This is a genomic window from Bradyrhizobium sp. WU425 (genome assembly GCF_021052305.1).
Taxonomy (GTDB): Bacteria; Pseudomonadota; Alphaproteobacteria; order Rhizobiales; family Xanthobacteraceae; genus Bradyrhizobium; species Bradyrhizobium canariense_D.
The window spans coordinates 1230001-1250413 of the sequence record NZ_CP088089.1 but is presented as its reverse complement, the minus strand read 5'-3'; the positions used below and the strand labels follow the sequence as shown (position 1 = coordinate 1250413).

The 20413-nt window shown below is 64.3% G+C and carries 18 protein-coding genes (1 of these 18 cut by a window edge); 8 read left to right on the top strand and 10 right to left on the bottom strand.

What is annotated here, in order from left to right; all coding sequences use genetic code 11:
• Positions 1-14: 14 nt before the first annotated feature.
• From BcanWU425_RS05945 to BcanWU425_RS05915, 7 genes are all read right to left on the bottom strand, one after another.
• Positions 15-1259: an acyl-CoA dehydrogenase gene (locus BcanWU425_RS05945; RefSeq protein ID WP_231190222.1), complete on the bottom strand. Its 1245-nt coding sequence runs from the start codon at positions 1257-1259 to the stop codon at positions 15-17.
• A 136-nt stretch (positions 1260-1395) separates the two neighbouring features.
• Positions 1396-2643 (bottom strand): acyl-CoA dehydrogenase, encoded by a 1248-nt coding sequence (locus BcanWU425_RS05940; RefSeq protein WP_018453290.1) that lies wholly within the window; start codon positions 2641-2643, stop codon positions 1396-1398.
• Between the two features lie 15 nt (positions 2644-2658).
• Positions 2659-3786: an acyl-CoA dehydrogenase family protein gene (locus tag BcanWU425_RS05935; RefSeq protein WP_204512454.1), complete on the bottom strand. Its 1128-nt coding sequence runs from the start codon at positions 3784-3786 to the stop codon at positions 2659-2661.
• A gap of 27 nt (positions 3787-3813) precedes the next feature.
• Entirely contained in the window at positions 3814-5685 is a 1872-nt protein-coding gene (locus BcanWU425_RS05930) for an AMP-binding protein (protein ID WP_085350717.1), read from the bottom strand.
• Between the two features lie 43 nt (positions 5686-5728).
• Positions 5729-6535: an enoyl-CoA hydratase/isomerase family protein gene (locus BcanWU425_RS05925; protein WP_204512455.1), complete on the bottom strand. Its 807-nt coding sequence runs from the start codon at positions 6533-6535 to the stop codon at positions 5729-5731.
• A gap of 201 nt (positions 6536-6736) precedes the next feature.
• A complete protein-coding gene (locus BcanWU425_RS05920) occupies positions 6737-7495 on the bottom strand; it encodes an SDR family NAD(P)-dependent oxidoreductase (protein ID WP_018453286.1) in 759 nt (252 codons plus the stop codon).
• Positions 7496-7562: 67 nt separating this feature from the next.
• A complete protein-coding gene (locus BcanWU425_RS05915; RefSeq protein ID WP_018453285.1) occupies positions 7563-8165 on the bottom strand; it encodes a TetR family transcriptional regulator in 603 nt (200 codons plus the stop codon).
• Between the two features lie 210 nt (positions 8166-8375).
• Here BcanWU425_RS05915 and BcanWU425_RS05910 point away from each other — a divergent pair, with 210 nt between their 5' ends.
• Together BcanWU425_RS05910 and BcanWU425_RS05905 are read left to right on the top strand one after the other, a co-directional pair.
• Positions 8376-9548, top strand: coding sequence for an acetyl-CoA C-acetyltransferase (locus tag BcanWU425_RS05910; protein WP_018453284.1), 1173 nt, complete (start codon positions 8376-8378; stop codon positions 9546-9548).
• A 120-nt stretch (positions 9549-9668) separates the two neighbouring features.
• Positions 9669-11213, top strand: a complete 1545-nt coding sequence (locus tag BcanWU425_RS05905; RefSeq protein ID WP_204512456.1) for an acyl-CoA synthetase — start codon at positions 9669-9671, stop codon at positions 11211-11213.
• Between the two features lie 17 nt (positions 11214-11230).
• On the opposite strand, the gene BcanWU425_RS05900 is transcribed toward BcanWU425_RS05905, so the two are convergent.
• Positions 11231-11773, bottom strand: coding sequence for a methylated-DNA--[protein]-cysteine S-methyltransferase (locus tag BcanWU425_RS05900; protein ID WP_018453282.1), 543 nt, complete (start codon positions 11771-11773; stop codon positions 11231-11233).
• 139 nt (positions 11774-11912) lie between these two features.
• Between BcanWU425_RS05900 and BcanWU425_RS05895 the strand changes: the two genes are divergently transcribed.
• The 5 genes from BcanWU425_RS05895 (at position 11913) to BcanWU425_RS05875 (ending at position 16788) form a co-directional block, all read left to right on the top strand.
• Positions 11913-12731 carry an alpha/beta fold hydrolase gene (locus BcanWU425_RS05895; protein WP_204512457.1) on the top strand — a complete coding sequence of 273 codons (819 nt, stop codon included), beginning with the start codon at positions 11913-11915 and terminating at the stop codon, positions 12729-12731.
• A 2-nt stretch (positions 12732-12733) separates the two neighbouring features.
• Positions 12734-13546 carry an alpha/beta fold hydrolase gene (locus tag BcanWU425_RS05890; RefSeq protein ID WP_204512458.1) on the top strand — a complete coding sequence of 271 codons (813 nt, stop codon included), beginning with the start codon at positions 12734-12736 and terminating at the stop codon, positions 13544-13546.
• Between the two features lie 189 nt (positions 13547-13735).
• A complete protein-coding gene (locus BcanWU425_RS05885) occupies positions 13736-14413 on the top strand; it encodes a GntR family transcriptional regulator (protein WP_085350721.1) in 678 nt (225 codons plus the stop codon).
• Between the two features lie 71 nt (positions 14414-14484).
• Entirely contained in the window at positions 14485-15285 is an 801-nt protein-coding gene (locus BcanWU425_RS05880) for a phytanoyl-CoA dioxygenase family protein (RefSeq protein WP_204512459.1), read from the top strand.
• 189 nt (positions 15286-15474) lie between these two features.
• The gene (locus tag BcanWU425_RS05875) at positions 15475-16788 is read left to right on the top strand and encodes an NAD(P)H-dependent oxidoreductase (RefSeq protein WP_204512460.1); all 1314 of its coding nucleotides are present in this window, start codon (positions 15475-15477) and stop codon (positions 16786-16788) included.
• Between the two features lie 151 nt (positions 16789-16939).
• Here the strand turns inward: BcanWU425_RS05875 and BcanWU425_RS05870 are convergent, their stop codons facing one another.
• Complete coding sequence (locus BcanWU425_RS05870; protein ID WP_204512461.1) at positions 16940-18025, bottom strand: NAD-dependent epimerase/dehydratase family protein; 1086 nt, start codon at positions 18023-18025, stop codon at positions 16940-16942.
• Between the two features lie 286 nt (positions 18026-18311).
• Here BcanWU425_RS05870 and BcanWU425_RS05865 point away from each other — a divergent pair, with 286 nt between their 5' ends.
• Positions 18312-19400: a TRAP transporter substrate-binding protein gene (locus tag BcanWU425_RS05865; RefSeq protein WP_231190219.1), complete on the top strand. Its 1089-nt coding sequence runs from the start codon at positions 18312-18314 to the stop codon at positions 19398-19400.
• A gap of 566 nt (positions 19401-19966) precedes the next feature.
• Here BcanWU425_RS05865 and BcanWU425_RS05860 read toward each other — a convergent pair.
• Positions 19967-20413 carry the 3' portion of a hypothetical protein gene (locus BcanWU425_RS05860; RefSeq protein WP_204512462.1) on the bottom strand. The gene runs 144 nt beyond the window's last position, so 447 of the gene's 591 nt are visible here — the last part of the coding sequence; the start codon falls outside the window, past its right edge — the gene reads right to left on this strand; it ends in the stop codon at positions 19967-19969.

The window sequence follows — 20413 nt, the reverse complement described above, 5'->3', positions numbered from 1 at the left end:
CGGGACACGAGATGTCAACGCCCCTTGGTCGGAATCTTGTTGTACGGCACGTCCTTGTCCACGCGGATGTCGCCCGGCAATCCCAGCACGCGCTCGGCGATGATGTTGCGCAAGATCTCGTCGGTGCCGCCCGCGATGCGCATCGAAGGCGAGGACAGCAGCATCTGCTGGAACTGGCCCTGCACGGTCTCCTCGTCCGTGCCGGTGAGAACGCCGGCCGCGCCCTGGAGGTCCATGGCATAGGTCGCGATGTCCTGTAGCATCATGCCGGAGACGAGCTTGCCGATCGAATTTTCCGGTCCCGGCCGCTCGCCCTTGGACAGCGCCGAGATCGCGCGGTAGCTGGTGTATTTCAGCCCGCTCGACTTCACCGCCCAGCTCGCGAGTTTTGAGCGCACGGCGGGATCGTCGATGGCGAGGCCATCCTCCAGCATCAGGTTGGAGCAGAACTCGAACATCTCCGGGACGCCGGTCGCAAGCCGCGAGCCGATCGACATGCGCTCGTTCATCAGCGTGGTCAGCGACACGCTCCAGCCCTCGCCGATGGCGCCAAGACGCTGGCTGTCGGGAATGACGACGTCGGTGAAATAGACCTCGTTGAACTCCTGCATGCCGTTGGCCTGCTTGATCGGGCGCACCTCGACGCCGGGGCTCTTCATGTCCAGGAAGAAAATGGTGAGACCTTTGTGCTTGGGCACATTGGGATCGGTGCGCGCGATCAAAAGTCCGTAGTCGGAATAGTGCGCACCCGAGGTCCAGATCTTCTGGCCGTTGACGACCCAATTGTCGCCCTTCTTCTCCGCGCGCGTGCGCAAGCCCGCGACGTCAGAGCCCGCTGATGGCTCGGAGAACAGCTGGCACCAGATCTCCTCGCCCGCGGCCAGCTTCGGCAAATGGCGCCGCTTGGCCTCCTCGCTGCCAAAAGCCATCACGGTTGGCCCGCACATGCCCTCGCCGATCTGGAACGGCTGCGTCAGCTTGCCATAGACGCCTTCCTCCTGCTGCCAGATCACGCGCTCGATCGGCGTCGCACCGCGGCCGCCATATTCCTTGGGCCAATGCAGGCAGGCCCAATTGCCTTCGGCCTTCTTCTTCTGCCAGGCCTTGCCGACATCGACGATGTCGTGGTTGGCCAGCCGGATGCGGCCGAGCGAGGATTTTGACAGCTCAGCCAAAAACTCCTTCGGCGCGTTGGCCTCGACCCATTTGCGCGCGGTCTCGCGGAAGGCGGCTTCCTGCGGGGTGTCGTCGAAATTCATGGCGGACCTCTTCGTTCTTGCTCTGTCTTAGTCCCTCATGGTGAGTGGCGCGCAGCGCCGTCTCGACCCACGAGGCCCCAGTTGGGCCTGCATCCTTCGAGACGCCGCGCTCCGCGGCTCCTCAGGATGAGGATCATCAGCCTCTTCCCTTCGTCAGGATCCTGTTGAACGGCACGTCCTTGTCGACACGGATGTCGCCGGGCAGGCCCAGCACCCGCTCGGCGATGATGTTGCGCATGATCTCGTCAGTGCCGCCTTCGACACGGGTTCCCGGCGCGCGCAGCAGCATCGCCTGGAAGCGGCCGGCGAGTTCGGAATCTTCGGCACCGCTGATCACACCGGCGGCGCCTTGCAGATCCAGCGCATAGGTCGCGACATCCTGGATCATGGAGCCCGCGACCAGCTTGCCAATGGAGTTCTCCGGTCCCGGACGCTCGCCCTTCGACAGCGCCGAGATCGCGCGCATGCTGGTGTATTTCAGTCCGCTCGCTTTCGCCGCCCAGCTCGCCAGCTTCGCGCGCACCGCGCGGTCCTCGATTGCCGGGCCATCGTCCAGCATCAGGCTGGAGCAATATTCGAACAGCTCGGGGAAGCCGGTCGAGACGGCCGCGCCGATCGCGCTGCGCTCGTTCATCAGCGTGGTCAGCGAGACGTTCCAGCCGTCACCGACCTCGCCGAGGCGCTGGTGATCGGGAATGCGGACGTTGGTGAAATAGACTTCGTTGAAGTCGGAAGCGCCGCTCGCCTGCTTGATCGGCCGCACCTCGACGCCAGGGCTCTTCATGTCCAGGAAGAACATGGTAAGGCCCTTGTGCTTGGGCACGGTCGGATCGGTGCGGGTGAGCAGAATGCCGTAATCGGAATAGTGCGCGCCCGACGTCCAGATCTTCTGGCCGTTGATCACCCAGTCATCGCCATCCTTCTCGGCGCGCGTGCGTAGGCCCGCAACGTCGGAGCCGCCGGCGGGCTCGGAGAACAGCTGGCACCAGACCTTTTCGCCGGAGGCGAGTGGCGGCAAATAGGCGCGCTTATGCTCCTCGCGCGCGAACGCCATCATGGTCGGCCCGCACATGCCGTGGCCGATGATGAACATGCGGGATAGCTGGCCGAACGGCCCTTCTTCCTGCTGCCAGATCACACGTTCGATCGGCGACGAACCGCGGCCACCATACTCCTTCGGCCAATGCAGGCAGGCCCAGCCGGCATCTGCCTTCTTCTTCTGCCAGGCCTTTGCCACTTCCAGAATGTTGGCGTTCTTCAATTGCGTGCGGCCGAGCGAGGACTTGCGAAGCTCCTCCTCGTACTGCTTGGGCGCATTTGCCGCGATCCAGGCGCGAGCCGTGGCGCGAAATTCGGCTTCTTGCAGAGTGTCGTCGAAGTTCATGACGTTGCCTTTCGCCTACGCCGCGTTCTTCTTGCGCATGCGGTCGATCAACTGGTCTTCCCAATAGGACAGGCTGCCGAGCCCGAGCGCCATCGCGTTGGCGCGGCGGTAGTACATGTGGCAGTCGAACTCCCAGGTGAAACCCATGCCGCCGTGAACCTGGATGTTGTTCTTGGCGCAGTGCTGGAACGCCTGCGTCGCGCTGATGCGGGCCGCGGCGGCGGCTTCCGGCAGCTCCGCGGCGTTGGTCGAGAGCGCCCAGGCGCCGTAATAGCTGTTGGAACGCGCCAGCGTCGCCGACACGTACATGTCCGCCAGCATGTGCTTGACGGCCTGGAACGAGCCGATCTGTCGCCCGAAGGCGATGCGGTCGAGCGCGTAGTCGCGGCCCATCTCCAGCGCGCGGTCGGAGCCGCCCACCTGCTCGAATGCGCAGAGCACCGCGGCGCGATCGAGCACTTGAGTCAAGATGCTCCAGCCTTCGCCGGCCGCGCCCAGCGGCTCGGCCTTGCAATCCCTGAAAGTGATCTCGGCCTGTCCGCGGGTCGGATCGAGATTGGTCAGGCTTTTCACCTCGACTCCGCCGGCCCTGAGATCGACAATGAACAAGGAGATGTCGCCGTCGCGCCCGCTCGATCCCGTGCGTGCCGCGACCACCGCGAAGTCCGCGATCGCGCCATCGGCGACCGGCTTCTTGACACCGTTGAGCATGCCATTCGCAGCCGTCAGCTTGATGGTCTTCGGTGACGGATTGCCTTTTCCCTCGAACAGCGCCAGCGTTCCGATCGCCTCGCCCGAGGCAATCGCCAGCAACCATTTCTTCTTCTGCGCGTCACTGCCGGCGATCAGCAGCGCCTCGGCAGCCAGATAGACGGTGGAGGAAAACGGCACCGGCGCGTTCGCCCGGCCCATTTCTTCGGCGATCACGCAAAGTTCGAGATGACCGGCGCCCGCGCCGCCGAATTCCTCCGGGATTGCGACACCGAGAAAACCCATCTCGGCGAGGCCTTTCCACAGGTCCTTGTCGTACGGCGCCTTGCCGTCGAGAACTGCGCGCACCGCCTTCGGTGGGCACTTCTCGGTGAGGAATTTGCGCGCCTGGTCGCGGAGCTGCTTCTGGTCGTCGGAGAAATCGAAGTTCATGGCGCGTACCCGTGTTGATGATGTCGATTACTTGAGAATGATGACGTCCCGATCAGGATTCTCCGCATAAAGGCGCTCCACCAGCCCGGCGCGGCGCTCCAGGCCGGCGCGCTGGTTGATGTAACCCTTGTCGGTGAGCTCGTTACCGTCGATCGATGGCGGTTCCGCCATCAGCATGGCGCGCGCGATGATACGGCTGCTGGCGCCTTCGCACTCCTTGTTGTGAGCCTCCAGCCCGCGCCTGAAGCAAGCGATCACCTCGGGATGCTTCACTGCATCCTCGAAGCTGAGATCGGGATTGCCGACGAGCTGGCGGCAGGCATGCAGGTTCGGCCACGCCAGCAGGCCGATGAAGGCACGATCCTGCCCCGCGACCAGCGCGTCATGCACGACGGGCGTCGCGGCGGCGATCGCATCCGTACGGAGCGAACCGACATGGACGAAGGTGCCGGTGGTCAGCTTGAAATCCTCGACGACGCGCCCGGCAAAGATGATGCCCTTCACCGGATCGGTGTCGTCGACGAAGATTCCGGCGTCGCCGATGCAATAAAAGCCTTCCTCGTCGAACATCTTCTTCGTCAGGTCAGGCTGGCCGAAATAGCCCGGCGTGACGTTGACGCCGCGCAGACGCAGCTCGTATTTCGAGCCGCAGGGCACCATCTTCAACTCGACGCCGGGGAACGGCAGGCCGATCAGGCCGACGCGTTCGGTGTCCCAATAGGTACCGGTCGATGTCGGCGCGGTCTCGGTCGAGCCCCACCCGGTGTAGAACACGATGCGCTCACCGGTGGTCTTCACGGCGAGGGCCTGCATGCGGTCGTAGAGATCATCCGGCAGTCGCGCGCCGCCATAAGCCATGATCGAGAGGTTCTTGAAGAAGGATCGGCACAGCGCGTCGTCCTTTTCCATGGCGGCGGCGAGCGCGGCATAGCCCGCGGGGACGTTGGCGTAATAGGTCGGCGAGATCTCGCGCAGATTGCGCAGCGTCTCATCGAACTGGCCCGGCATCGGCCGGCCGTCATCGATATAGAGCGTGCCGCCATCGACCAGGATCGGATGGAACGCCGCATTGCCGCCCATGGTGTGGTTCCAGGGCATCCAGTCCAGCATGGTCGAGATCGGACCGCCGGGATCGCGCGGCCGTACCTGCATCATCATCGCCGCATTGGCGCACATCATCGCTTGCGTGTTGATGACGGCCTTGGGCATGCCGGTCGAACCTGACGTGAACAGCAGTTTGCCGACGGTCTCAGGCGTGATCTTCGCGATCGACGCTTCGACATCGGCGGTCACGGCTGTCGCCGCGAGCTCGGCGAAGCTGACGCTCTCGATACCCTCGCAGGGCCGCGAGACGTGAACGACGGTGACGCCGGTGAGATCGAGCGCTTTCAGCGCCTTCTCGAAGGTTGGGCCGTCCTGCACCATCACCACGCCGGGCTTGATGAGGTCGAACAGGTATTTCAGCTTGACGTGATCATGGCTCATCAATGAGTAGGCCGGCGAGACCGGCGCGGCAGGGACGCGCGCCTGCATCGCGGCCTGCGTCATCAACGCGTGCTCGATCGAATTGCCGGAGAGGATCGCGACCGGGCGGCCATCGAGCGCGAGATTGAGCAGGCCCTGCGTCAGCGCATCCACGGTGCGCTTGGCTTCGCCATAGGACAATTTGCGCCATTCGCGGTTCGGGCCACCGCGCTGGGCAAGCCAGATCCGCTCTGGCGCTTCCTTCGCCCATTTTGCCAGCGAAGCCGGAATATGCTTCTCGTAGGTCTGCAGCGGGATGCGCGACTTCAGCACCACCGTGCCGTCGTCGCGGCGCTCGACGTCGATGTCGCGCGCAAGCCACTTGACCTTGCGAAAGGTGGGTTTCGTCATCACCGCCGCCGCGCTTCCACTCATAGTGCGTCTCCCGGAATTTCTCGTCCTTTACGGATCTTCATTGTCAGCGCCTGATATAGACAGGCTTTCGCTTCTCAAGGAAGGCCCTGATGCCTTCCGAAAATTCCTCGGAGCGGCTGCACAGGACCTGGTTGCGATCCTCCATCGCGATTACGGCTTCCAGCGATCCGGCATCGACGCTCATGTTGAGACATTCTTTGGACAGGCGTAGGCCCACGGGCGAGGCCGTGATCATCGCGTCGACATAGGGTTCGGCGGCCTCAGCGAGCTTGTCCTCGTCGACGACCTCGGAGACCAGCCCGACCGCGAGTGCGCGTTCGGCCCCGATGAAGCGTCCGGTGAGGATCAGCTCCGATGCCACGGAGACACCGACAAGGCGTGGCAGGAAATAGCTGGTGCCAATGTCGCAGCCGCCAAGGCCGAGCTTGATGAAGGCGCAGTTCATCCGCGCCGATCTCGTCGCGATGCGGATATCGGAGGCGAGCGCGAGTGCAAAGCCGCCGCCGGCGGCCGCGCCCTGTACCAGCGCGAGGATCGGCTGCGGACAGCGCCGCATCAGCATCACGATGTCGGCGATGCGTCGCTGCGAATCCAGCGACTCGGTGACATCAGGCGGCTCCTGCTGCCCGGCACGACGCTGCATTGCAGCCTTGAGGTCGAGGCCCGCACAGAAATTCTTGCCAGCGCCCTTCAGCACCACGACGCGCGTGTCGCGGTTGCGCTGGAGGCCCTGGAAGTAGACATTGAGCGCGTCGATCAGCGCAGGATCGAGCGCGTTGAGGTGTTCCGGACGATTGAGCGTCACGGTATCGACGCCGTCATTGTGCTCGATCAGCAGCGGTTGGGACATGCGCGCGACTTCCTTCATCCGCAACGATGGTGCCGATTACTGCGCCCTCTCCCCTTGTGGGAGAGGGCATGTACGTCACGCGCCGCGCATTCGCTCGGGTGAGGGGTCTGCCTCCACAGGTGAGATCGTGGAGAGAACCCCTCATCCGGCGCGCTCAGGAGCGCGCCACCTTCTCCCACAAGGAGAGAAGGAAAAAGAGCTCTACCGCGGCGCCATGCGGATCGCGCCGTCGAGGCGAATGGTTTCGCCATTGAGCATTGGGTTCTCGACGATGTGCACGGCCAGCGACCCGTATTCATTGGCGTCGCCGAGACGCGCGGGATGCGGCACCTGGGCACCGAGGCTCTTGCGGGCCTCTTCGTTCAAGCCCATCAGCAGCGGCGTCAGAAATAGCCCGGGGGCGATGGTGTTGACGCGGATCTTCTGGCTCGCGAGGTCGCGCGCGGCCGGCAGCGTGAGACCGACGACGCCGCCCTTCGACGCTGCATAGGCGATCTGGCCGATCTGGCCTTCGTAAGCCGCGACCGAAGCAGTGTTGACGATGACGCCGCGCTCTTCACCGACCGGCTCGATCGTGACCAAGCGCTCGGCGAACAGACGCAGGCAGTTGAACGTGCCGATCAAATTGACGTTGATGATGCGCGCGAACTTTTCCAGCGGGTAGACTCCATCGCGGCCGACGATGCGCTGCGAGCCGCCGATGCCGGCGCAGTTCATCAGCACGCGCGCGACGCCGTGCGCGGCTTCCGCATTGGCGATCGCCGCCTTGATCTGCTCCTCGCTGGTGACGTCGGCATGAAGCGCGATGCCCTTCACTTCGGCGGCGACCTTCTCGGCGTTTTCCTTGCTCTGGTCGATCACGCCGATCTTGGCGCCCTTGGCGGCCATGGCGCGGGCGGTCGCGGCACCAAGGCCCGACCCGCCGCCGGTGATGAGAACGGCTACGTCTTTCAACTGCATCGCTTGTACCTTTCCTCGAACCTTTTCCTTGGGCGTTTCTTCTCTAGACTTCTGCGTTCTGGCCGGATCATCCGGCCGCGGCGGCTTCCTCGATATTCGTGAGAATGCCGCCGCAGATCAGCGTTTCCATGTGCTTGATATATTGCCGGCAGACGTCGTCGGTGACCGGGCCGACGCCGGTCGCGCGTGACATCGCGTGCCGGCCGAAGAACAAATGATCGCAGGCGCCGATCAGGCTGGTGTAGAACAGCACGGGATCGGTGGCGCGGAATTCGCCCTGACTGACGCCTTCGGCGAGCAGGCGGCGATGGAAATCCAGCAGCGGTGCGACGAAGAATTTCGAGACTTCGTCCGCGGAGCCCGCGACGCTCTCGTGCAGCAGATAGTGAATCAACCGGTTCATGTAGGGAAACCGGTGATAGGCGCGGATGATGCCGCCGATGTGCAGCTTCAGCTTCGCGGTCGGCGTGATCGGCTGCGCCAGCAGATATTCCAGGTTGGACAGTTCCGTTCCTGCGTCGCGCTCGAGCAGCGCCAGCAGCAGGCCGTCCTTGTTGCCGAAGTGATATTTGACCAGCGCGGCGTTGGCGCCGGACTTCTGGGCGATGTCGCTCAGGGAAATCTCGATCGAGGAGCGTTCGATCATCAGCTCGCTCGCGGCCACGAGCAATTTCTCTGCCGTGGAATTCTTTCCGCTGGGGAGCCTGTTCGGTACGCTGGTAGTCACGGAGATCCCTGATTTTGGCGGAAGAGCGGCCGCAGATAAGCCCAAGCAGCGCCTCCCCACAAGAGTTAATTGATCGATTGACTAAACAACCGGTCGCCCCTTAAATCCCGCCCCGACAACCAACCGTTCAAAATAATCCAGGGAGAAACCGACATGGCCGAGGCTTATATCGTCGCCGCTGCGCGTACCGCCGGTGGGCGCAAGGGGGGCCGCCTCGCCGGATGGCATCCGGCCGATCTCGCCGCGAAGGTGCTGGACGAGTTGGTCGACCGCACCAAGGTCGATCCCGCGCTGGTCGAGGATGTGATCATGGGCTGCGTCATGCAGGTCGGCGAGCAGTCCAACAACGTGGCGCGCAACGCCATCATGGCCTCGAAACTGCCGGAGAGCGTGCCGGGCACCTCGATCGACCGCCAATGCGGCTCGTCGCAGCAGGCGCTGCATTTTGCTGCGCAGGCCGTTATGTCGGGCGCGATGGACGTGGTGATCGCCGCCGGCGTGGAATCGATGACGCGCGTGCCGATGGGCCTGTCGTCGCAGCTTCCCGCCAAGAACGGCTTTGGCAATTACAAGAGCCCGGGTATCGAGCAGCGTTATCCCAACATCGTGTTCAGCCAGTTCACCGGCGCCGAGATGATGGCCGAGAAGTACGGCCTCTCCAAGGATGAGCTCGACGAGTACTCCTACAACAGTCATCAGCGCGCGATCGCGGCGACGCAGGCCGGCCGTTTCAAGACGGAGATCGTGCCGCTTGAGATCACCCGCGCCGACGGCTCCAAGGACACCCACCACATCGACGAGGGCATCCGCTTCGACGCCACACTCGACGGCATCAAGGGCGTCAAGCTGATCGCCGAGAATGGCAAGCTCTCCGCGGCCAGCGCCAGCCAGATCTGCGACGGCGCTTCCGGCGTGATGGTGGTGAACGAGCGTGGCCTGAAGCAGCTCGGCGTGAAGCCGCTGGCGCGCGTCCACCACATGACCATGATGGGTGGCGATCCCGTGATCATGCTCGACGCACCGCTGCACGCCACCAAGCGCGCGCTGGAGAAGGCCGGCATGGCGATCGACGACATCGACCTGTTCGAGGTCAACGAGGCCTTTGCCTCGGTGCCGACCGCGTGGCTGAAGACCACCGGCGCCGATTCGGAACGTCTCAATGTCAATGGCGGCGCCATCGCGCTCGGCCATCCGCTCGGCGGCTCCGGCACCAAGCTGATGACGACGCTGGTGCATGCCTTGCATCAGCGCGGCAAACGCTATGGCCTGCAGACCATGTGCGAAGGCGGCGGCATGGCGAATGTGACGATCGTGGAGCGGCTGTAAGCCCTCTCGTGTCCCGGACGCGCTGCAGCGTGAAACGCTGCGGCGCAGAGCCGGGACCCATGCCTCACAATGGACCCCGGATATCCGGGGAACGTTACTCCCAGCCGCGTAAACAGAGACATGACACACCCCTCCATCCACGCCCGCGCCACACCCGACAAGATCGCCTATCAAATGGCCGGGGCCGGCAAGGCGATTACCTATCGCGAGCTCGACGAGCTCTCGAACCAGGGCGCGCACCTGTTCCGCTCGCTCGGGCTGAAGGCCGGCGACCACATCGCGCTGCTGATGGAGAACCGCCTCGCCTTTATGGAGATCTGCTGGGCTGCGCAACGCAGCGGGCTCTATTACACCGCGATCAGCCGCTATTTAAAGCAGGACGAGATCGACTACATCATCGCCGATTGCGGCGCCAAGGTCGTGATCACGACACCGAAATGTGCCGACCAGATCAAGACGCTGATCAAGGGTGCGCCCGGCGAGCCGGTCTTCTACATGATGGACGAGCCGCAAGCCGGCTTCCGCTCCTACGACAAGGAAGCCGCCGCACAGCCGACAACCCCGATTGCCGACGAGGTTGCCGGCTATGACATGCTGTATTCGTCGGGCACCACGGGCCGGCCCAAGGGTATCAAGAAGGCTTTCGAGGGCAAGCCGATCGACGAGCCGAACGCGTTTCTGCGCGTGCTCTGCGCCAGCATGTGCGGCATGAACGCCGAGACTATTTATCTCTCACCGGCACCGCTCTATCACGCCGCTCCCTTGCGCTTCAACATGATGGCGGTCCTGCTCGGCGGCACCTCCATCATCATGGAGCACTTTGACGCCGAAGATTTCCTGAAACTGGTCGAAAAGTACAAGGTGACCCAGGCGCAGCTGGTGCCGACCATGTTCGTGCGCATGCTGAAGCTGCCGAACGAGGTCCGTAACCGCTACGAAGTCTCGACACTGAAGGGCGCGATCCACGCCGCCGCCCCCTGCCCGGTCGAGGTCAAGGCCAAGATGATCGAATGGTGGGGGCCGATCCTGATCGAATATTACGCGGGCTCCGAAGGCAACGGCGTCACCGTCTGCAACTCGAAAGAATGGCTGGAGCACCGCGGCAGCGTCGGCCGCGCCGTGGTCGGCAAGATCAAGATTCTGGACGAGAACGACGAGGAGCTGCCGACGGGCGAGATCGGCACGGTCTATTTCGCCGATGCGCCGGTTTTCGCCTATCACAACGATCCCGAGAAGACGAAGAAGGCCTATAACGCAAAAGGCTGGTCGACGCTCGGCGACGTCGGCTATCTCGACAGGGATGGCTTTCTCTTTCTCACCGACCGCAAGTCCTACATGATCATCTCGGGCGGCGTGAACATTTACCCGCAGGAGACCGAGGACGTGCTCATCACCCACCCCGAGGTCGCCGACGTCGCCGTGTTCGGTGTGCCGAACGAGGAGATGGGCGAAGAGGTCAAGGCGGTGGTGCAGCCGCACGATCCCAAGCGCGCCGGCAAGGAGCTCGAGGCCGACCTGATCGCCTATTGCAGGAGCCGCCTCTCGACGATCAAATGCCCGCGCTCGATCGATTTCGAAGCCGAGCTGCCGCGCACGCCCACTGGGAAGCTGGTGAAGCGGCATTTGCGCGACAAATATTGGCCGATGGCGGCGGCGAAGATCTAGCCAGCGGCGTCATCGCCTCAATCAAACAAGCTCGGCGTGTGGTTCACCAGCGCGCCTTCGATCTCCAGCATCTTCAGCTTCGTCACCACGCCGCCATTCGCGGAGAAGCCGCCGGGCTTGTTGCCGGCCGCCAGCACGCGATGGCAGGGCACGACGATCGGGCACGGGTTGCGGCCGAGCGCCTGGCCCACGTCGCGCGACAGCTCGACACCGCCGAGTTGCTTGGCGATGTCGCCATAGGTGACGGTCTTGCCCGGCGGAATGGTGCGGGCGATCGCGTAGACCCCGCGGTTGAAGTCGGGCACGCCATCGAGATCGAGCGGGATGTCGGTGAGGTCATCCGGCTCGCCCGCGAGCAGTTTTGTGATGCGGTCGATCGCCTGCTGTACTTCGGCGGTCGGCGCGGCTTCGCTGGCATCGGCATGGCGCTGGCTGATGCGGGTGCGGATCTTCTGCTCACCGCCCATCGGCAGTTGCGTGCCGTTGATGCCGCGCGGACCCCAGGCAATGGCGCAAAGGCCGATCTTGCTGTCGAACAGGGCAAAATGCTGGTCGGTCATAACTTGGTCCTTGGCTTGCGTTCCCCTCGCATGCCCCAATGTGAACTGAGCTCAAATCTAGGCTTGGAAATAGTTGCGATCCACCCGGTTTCCGGGAATCTTGCACAGGAGTTCCGCCTTCCCTGTTTGCGAGCCCAGAATGCAAAGCCTCCACGTCAACGGATACGACATGCCCTATCTCGACGTGGGCGAAGACCGAGGCCGGCCGCCGCTGGTCTGCGTTCATGGCTCGCTCAACGACTTCCGTGTCTGGGGCTGCGTGATCGGGCCGCTATCGCAGCGGCACCGGCTGATCTGCGTCAGCCTGCGGCACTTCTTCCCGGCGCAATGGGATGGCGTCGGCGACACCTATTCGATCGCCCAGCATGTCGACGACGTCATCGCCTTCATCGAGGAACTCGACCTCGGCCCGGTTGATCTGATGGGCCATTCCCGCGGCGGGCACATCTGCTTCCGCGTGGCGCAGCGGCGGCCGGAGCTGCTCCGGCGGCTGGTGCTGGCCGAGCCCGGCGGGGAGCTCGACGCGAGCCTCGATCCAGACTATGCTGGCGGCCCCTCGCCGTTGCTGGCGCGGTTCACGGCGTCGGCTGAGAAGATCGCGGCCGGCGACATCGACGGCGGCCTTGCAGTCTTCGTCGACACGCTGGAAGGGCCCGGCACCTGGCCGCGGCTGCCGGCCCTGGTGAAGCAGAATCTGCGCGACAACGCCTTCACCCTGATCGGCCAGGTCCGCGACAACCGCCCGCCGTTCTCGAAGGCCGACGCGGAGTCCATCAGGATGCCGACGCTGTTCATCCTGGGCGCGCGGACCAAGGGCCTGCTGCCGAAAGTGCTGCATGCGCTCGCGGCGCATGTGCCGTATTCCAGGACGGCGGTCATCCCAAACGCAACGCACCCGATGTTCGAGCAGGCGCCGCAGAAATTCTCCGAACTGGTGCTGGATTTTCTGGCGGGCTGATCATGCAGACACTTCGCGTCAATGGTTACGACATGGCCTATCTCGAAGTGGGCGAGGGGCCGCCGCTGGTCTGCGTGCACGGCACGCTCGGCGATTTCCGCACCTGGTACTCCGTGCTCGGTCCGCTGTCGAAATCGCATCGCGTGATCTCGGTCAGCCTGCGGCATTTCTTTCCCGAACATTGGGATGCCGTCGGCGACGATTACAAGATGGCCCAGCACGTCGCTGACGTGATCGCTTTCATCGAGCAGGTCGAACCCGCGCCGGTCGATCTGATGGGCCATTCGCGCGGCGGTCACATCGCCTTTCGCGTGGCGCAGGCGCGGCCCGATCTGTTGCGAAAGCTGGTGCTTGCAGAACCCGGCGGCGATCTCGATGCGAGCCTGCCGGTGCCCGCAGGCACGCCCGCGCACCCGCCGCTGGCGGCGCGCACGGCGCGCTCGGTCGAGATGATCCGCGCCGGCGACATCGAGGGCGCGCTGCAGAACTTCTACGAAGGCATCGAAGGCGACGGCTCGTGGCGGCGCGTGCCGGCGCCGGCGAAGCAGCAATTGCGCGACAACGCGATCACCTTCCTCGGCCAGATCAACGAGCAGCGCAGGCCCTACACGCTCGCGGACGCGCAGGCGATCACGACCCCGACACTCCTGATCGGCGGCGGGGCGACGACAGGGAGCCTGTCGGTGATGTGGCGTGTGCTGGCCGAGCACATCACCGGGGCGAAGACAGCCGTGATCCCCAATGCCGGCCACTGGATGTTCGAGCAGGCACCGCTGCAGTTCGGCGAGGCCGTGAGCGCGTTTCTGGCTGAGTAAGGGCCTCACACCTCTTTTTCTCGAAAACAACCCCATGCACAGTAGCCGGCATTAGCAATATCAATGGCTTAGAGGAGCGCAAGAATGAGGCTAGTCGCCCCCTTGGCCGCGCTTGACGCCCTTCCCCTTCTCGCCGTATCTTCGAATACGGAATTCCGTATTCCCTCTCATGGTCACGGAGCTGCCGGCGTGATCCCTCTCGACCCGCTTCCGAACTTGATCGACCAGGTCTATGCGCGGATCCTGGAGGCGATCTCCGACCGCACGCTGCAGCCCGGCCAGCGCATCCGGCAGAACGAGCTCGCCGACAGGCTCGGCGTGTCGCGCCAGCCGGTGTCGCATGCGCTGCACCTGTTGCACCGGCAGGGACTCGTCGCCGAGAGCGGCCGGCGCGGCTTTGAAGTCACCCAGCTCGATCCCGCACGCATCCGCCAGCTCTACGAGGTGCGCGGCGCGATCGATGCGCTGGCGGCACGGCTTGCCGGCGAACGCGCCGCAAGCGATGCGGTGGGACGCGCGCGGCTGGAGGCGGTGCTCGCCGCCGGGCGCGGGATCGATGGCAAGACCACGCTCGCCGAGCTGATCGCGCTCGACGTCGCGTTTCATCGCGCGATCTATCGGCTCTCCGGCAATCCCGTGATCGAGGAGACGATCACGCCGCAATGGCCGCATATGCGCCGCTCGATGGCGACGGTGCTGTCGGAGCTCGATTACCGCGGCAGCGCCTGGGCCGAGCATGCCGACATCGCCGGACACATTCTCGCGGGCGATGCGAAGGCGGCGGAACGTGCGGCGCTTGCGCACGCGCAGACGGCGGGACGGATGACTGAGGAGAGATTGAGGGCGACGGAAGAGGCGGCGGCGTAGCGACCGCCACTGCCAAGACGTGGATGGCCGGCCAAGACGAGCGACAACAAATCAAAACAGGAGGACGCGCCGTGAAACTGTCCCAGGAGCAATTGGAGTTCTTCCACCACGACGGCTGGCTGTTCCTGCCCGAACTGTTCAGTCCGGAGGAGGTCGATCTCCTCGCGCGCGAGGCGGTCGGCATCTATGACACGAACCGGCCGGAAGTCTGGCGCGAGAAGAGCGGCGCGCCACGCACCGCCTTTGCCGCGCATCTCTACAACGAGGCGTTCGGCATTCTGGGTGCTCATCCGCGCATGATCGGCCCGGTCGAGCAGCTGTTCGGCGAGCAGGTCTACATGCACCAGTTCAAGATCAACGCGAAATCCGCCTTCACCGGCGATGTCTGGCAATGGCACCAGGATTACGGCACCTGGAAGCGCGACGACGGCATGCCCGAGCCGCGCGCGATGAACATCGCGATCTTCCTGGACGAGGTGATGCCGATCAACGGCCCGCTGATGCTGGTACCGCAGAGCCAGAACGCCGGCGACCTCAAGGCCTCGCATGACCTCGCGACGACCTCCTATCCGCTGTGGACGCTGGACGAGGAGACCGTGACGCGGCTGGTCAAGCAGGGCGGCATCGTTGCGCCGACGGGAAAGCCCGGCGGCATGCTGATGTTCCACGGCAATCTCGTGCACGGCTCGGCCGGCAACATCACGCCCTATCCGCGCAAGATCGTGTACCTGACGCTGAACGCGGTTTCGAATTACATCCGTACCCCGACGCGGCCGGAGTACATCGCGCATCGCGATTTTGCGCCGATCAAGACGGTGGAGGACGACGCACTGGTGCGGCTCGCCCGTGCGCCGCGGCAGGCGGCGGAGTAGGACACTCTCGTGCCCCGGACGCAGCGCAGCGCGAAGCGGTGCGCTGCAGAGCCGGGCCCATACCACACGGATAGTTTTCTTTCTGGGTGCCGGCTCTGCGGAGTAGCGCCATAGTGCGTCGAAGACGCGCGTGAACGCGCTTATGGCGCTGCACCGCGTCCGGACCACCATACTTGATCGGGTAACAACATGAACCTCTTCCGCCTCCTCCAGGCCCGCGCTGCCGCCGGCAAGCCCGTCCGTGTGGCGCTGATCGGCGCCGGCAAATTCGGCTCGATGTTCCTGGCGCAGGTGCCGCACACGACGGGGCTGGAGGTACCCATCATCGTCGACATCGATCGCGACCGCGCGCGCGAGGCCTGCCGCACGGTGGGCTGGAGCGCCGAGCGGATCGCCGCCACCGTCTTCACCGATGATGGCGCGCGCGCCATCGCCGGCGGCGCGATGGACGTGGTGGTGGAGGCGACCGGCAATCCCGCCGTCGGCATCAAACACGCCCGCGCGGCGATCGCGGCCGGCAAGCATATCGTGATGGTCAATGTCGAGGCCGACGTGCTTGCCGGTCCGCTGCTCGCCCAGGAAGCCCGCAAGGCCGGCGTGGTCTACTCGCTCGCCTATGGCGACCAGCCGGCGCTGACCGCGGAAATGGTGGATTGGGCGCGCGCCACCGGTTTTCACGTCGTTGCCGCCGGCAAAGGCACAAAATATCTGCCGGCCTATCACGACGTGACGCCCGACAGCGTCTGGCAGCATTACGGGTTGACCGCGGGCGAGGCGCAATCGGCCGGGATGAATCCGCAGATGTTCAACTCCTTCCTCGACGGTACCAAATCGGCGATCGAGATGGCCGCGATTGCGAACGCCTGCGGACTGGACGTGCCTGCGGAGAGCCTGCTGTTTCCACCCTGCGGCGTCGACGACCTGCCGCATATCATGCGGCCGCGCAGCAAGGGCGGCGTGCTGGAGCGATCGGGCGTCGTGGAGGTGGTCTCCTCGCTCGAGCGCGATGGAAGGCCGGTGTTTCGCGATCTGCGCTGGGGCGTCTACGTCGTGCTGGAGGCGCCGAACGACTACGCCGCCGACTGCTTCAGGCAATACGGCCTCAAGACCGACGGCAGCGGACGGTACGCGGCGATGTACAAGCCCTACCATTTGATCGGCCTCGAGCTGAACATCTCGGTGCTGTCGGCCGCGCTGCGGGGCGAGCCGACCGGGCAGCCCCATGGTTTCCGCGGCGACGTCGCCGCCGTGGCAAAACGCAATCTGCGCGCCGGCGAGATGTTGGACGGCGAAGGCGGCTACACGGTGTGGGGCAAGCTGGTGCCGGCGGCCGCGAGCCTCAAGGCCGGCGCGCTGCCTATCGGGCTGGCGCATCGCGTGAGGCTGAAGCACGACGTCGCCCATGGCGAGATCGTGCGCTGGAGCGATGTCGAGTTCGACGCGGGCAACGAGACGATCAGGACGCGGAAGGCCATGGAAGCGGCGTTCATTAGCGCAGAGTAGGCCCTGTACTCATAAAATCGAGATTTATTGGTGCGGACTGAGCGATGTCCGCTGGCCGCCACATGTGCGCGACAGAGGGGCGCCAGCGGACCGCTCCGGGTCACAGTCTGACCTGGGCAACGATCCCGGACATATCCGCTTTGGCTCTCGGTCAGGGAAGCAGTCGCTCTTGCTTTGCCTGCCTGAACCACTTCCGGAACATGTCTTCCGTGTCCATCATCTCGGTGAAGCCGGCGCGGTTGATCTTCACGGTCGAGACGATCGAGGGCGGACCGGATTCGGTCTGGCCGAAGCGCAGGCTATAATCGGCGTATTGAAGCGAGAGCCCGACAAATTCGGCCAACGCAGGCGACACAAGGTCGTGCTTGCGGCGCAGCGCATCCCAGGGGTCGACCCAGGATGGAAACGCCTTGGCGAGCGACAGCGGGACCGGCTTACCCGGCCTCATCTCCAGCGCATCCGCGACCGCAGGCCAGATGTTCTCCCAGGTGAAGACGTCGCCATTGGTCACGTTGAAGGCCTCGTTCCGCGCGGCCTCGGCCTCTCCCGACCAAGCGATGGCGCGGGCGAGCAGATCGACGTCGACGGCCTGCCCCACCCGCGGGGCGCCGCCGGGGTAATCGAGCGGCCTGCCCTGCTCGCGCAGCATCGCCGCGTAGACGCCGAGCGGTGGAATCAAATCCATGGCGCCCCCCATGGCGAGGCCGACGATCAGCACCGGCCGCAGGATGGTCCAATGCCAAGCCTTGCCGGCTTGGAGTTGGCGCAAGAAGTTTTCCTGCGCCCAGTAGAAGTTGGGCTGCTCGTACATTTCGGAGCGGCCTTCGCGGGCCGGCACGGTCAACGGGCGAACGTGGACGCCGTAGGCCTTGGTGCCCTGCAGCAGGGCGACGTGCCTGAGGCCGGGTGAGACAGGCTCGAGCGCACCCATCAAATTGCGCAGCATCAAATCGTTGGTCTTGATCTGCTGCGGGTCGCGCCAGCCGTCGACGAGCTGCGGCGCCTCGTAGAGCGCGGCGTAGATCAGATGCGTCGCGCCGCTCAGTTCCGAGGCGGCACGCTCGCAATCCGCTGCACTGGTCAGGTCGATCGGGACATGACGGGCGCCGTAGAGGTCGCGCGGCTTTCGCCGGGACAAGGCAATGACATCGCACCCGCCCGATATGCCGAAGTGTCGCAACGCGGCATTGCCGACGAGACCGCTCGCTCCGGCGACCACGATCTTCTTGCCCGTCATGCGCGAGCCTCCCTGGTTTTTGAATGACCGAATAGCAGATCGCTTGCAGGCCCGACTTGCGTCAGGCCGGCGTTCGCACCTGCGAGGCGCCCATGAGACTTGATTCCGGCGAAGCGCCCGGTCATCCTCGCCGCGGAACCGCACGATCGGAATTCCGTCTTCGAGTGCCCGCAAGGGCCGTTCGGAAACGCCACAACGTCTCAACAGACACGTCGAGCGTCGACGAAGACAAGACGACACCAAGATCGTTCCCTGGTCGAAGCATCGACTTAACGGAGGGAAGCGCATGGAACGTCGTAAATTCCTGACGGCAGGCGGATTGGGCCTAGCCGCAAGTGCCGTCGCTGCGCCGGCGATCGCGCAGTCGATGCCCGAGATCAAATGGCGATACGCCGCGAGCTGGCCGAAGGCGCTGGATACGCTCTACGGCGGCTGCGAGTATTTCGCCAAGCGCGTTGCCGAGATCACCGACAATCGTTTCCAGATCCAGCCATTCGCCGCCGGCGAGATCGTGCCGGGCCTGCAGGTGCTCGACGCCGTCGCCAACGGAACGGTGGAGATGGGCAACACCGCGCTGTATTATTATTGGGGCAAGAACCCTGCTTTTACGTTCGGTACGTCGCTGCCGTTCGGCCTGAACACGCGCCAGCATATTTCATGGCTGCAGTGGGGCGGCGGCCAGGACCTGATCAACAATCTGCTGAAGGAATACAACGCCATCGGCATTCCGACCGGATCCACCGGCGCGCAGATGGGTGGCTGGTTCCGGAAGGAGATCAAGTCGATCGACGATCTCAAAGGACTGAAATTCCGGGTCGGCGGCTTTGCCGGCACGATCATCGCCAAGGTCGGCGGCGTACCGCAGCAGATCGCGGCGGGCGACATCTATCCGGCGCTGGAGAAGGGCACGCTCGATGCCGCCGAATGGGTCGGGCCCTATGACGACGAGAAGCTCGGCTTCGTGAAGGTGGCGAAATACTATTACTATCCGGGCTGGTGGGAAGGCACCGCCCAAGGTCACAACATCATCAATCTCGACAAGTGGAATACGCTGCCGAAGCACTACCAGGCCGCGGTCGATGCCGCGTCGCGCGATACCTTCACCTGGGTGACCGGCAAATACGACTACGTCAACCCGCCGGCGCTGAAGCGTCTTCTGGTGGCCGGCGCGATCCTCAAGCCGTTCCCGCAGGAGGTGCTGGAGAGCTGCTATGGCGCGGCCAACGAGATCTACGCCGATCTCGCCAAGACCAACCCGCATTTCGGCAAGATGTATGCGAGCCTGACGGCTTTCCGCAGCGAATCGCTGGCCTGGATGCAGGTCGCCGAGCTGAGCTTCGACAGCTTCATGATGCGGATGCGGACACGGACGTGAGGCGCTGAGCGTCGCGTGACGTCGCAAACGACGGAAGCCCCGGAGATGTCTCCGGGGCTTTTCGTTGGGGCGCTGATGGAGGGTTAAGCGAAAGCCCGCGTCACCAAAGGTGTCATCGCCCGGCTTGACCGGGCTCCAGTATCCAGAGGCCCGCGTTATAGAGCTCGCTCTCATCGCATCCGCCGCGGCGTACTGGATGCCGCGGTCAAGCCGGGGCATGACAGCGGTGAGAGTAGAGGCTTAGTAGAGAATCGCTGGCCTGGATGCAGATTGCTGAGCTGAGCTTCGACAGTTTCATGATGCGGATCCGGACGCGGACGTGACGCGCTGAGCGAGGCGTGCGGCCGGAAACGACAAAAGCCCCGGAGATGTCTCCGGGGCTTTTTGTTGGGGCAATGAGGGCGGGGTTAAGCGAAAGCTCGCGTCACCAAAGATGTCATCGCCCGGCTTGGCCGGGCGATCCAGTATCCAGAGGCCCGCGTTACAGAGCTCGCTCTCATCGCATCCGCCGCGGCGTACTGGATGCCCCGGTCAAGCCGGGGCATGACAGCGGTGAGAGTAGAGGTTCAGTTCTGATCGTCACCCAGCGCGGCGACCAGCTTGTCATAGTACTTGCCGACGAGGTCGATGTTGGCCTTGTTCTCGATCTGCGGCGCCGGCGTCTTCAGCGCTTCGTTGAGCTCGTCGAGCGCTTCCTTCTTGTCCTTGGCCGGCATCTTCTTGTCGGCCTGGACCTGCGCGATCTGCGCCTTGATCACGGCTTCGGTGCCGACATATTTCTTGGTCGCGGGATCGAAGCCGCCGAGCACCAGGCTGATGTTGTCGACGACGTTGTTGTAATCATCGTAGCTGGCAAAGCCGTTCTTCTTGGCGACGGCGTCGAGCTGGCCGATCACCTTCTGGTCGGGCGCGGTATTCTCGGGCAATTTTTCCGTGATCGCATCCATGTCCTTCTGCGCGGCGAGCACGCCGTCGAGTTGCTTGTCGGTCAGCGCGATCTGCTTCAGCGCCGG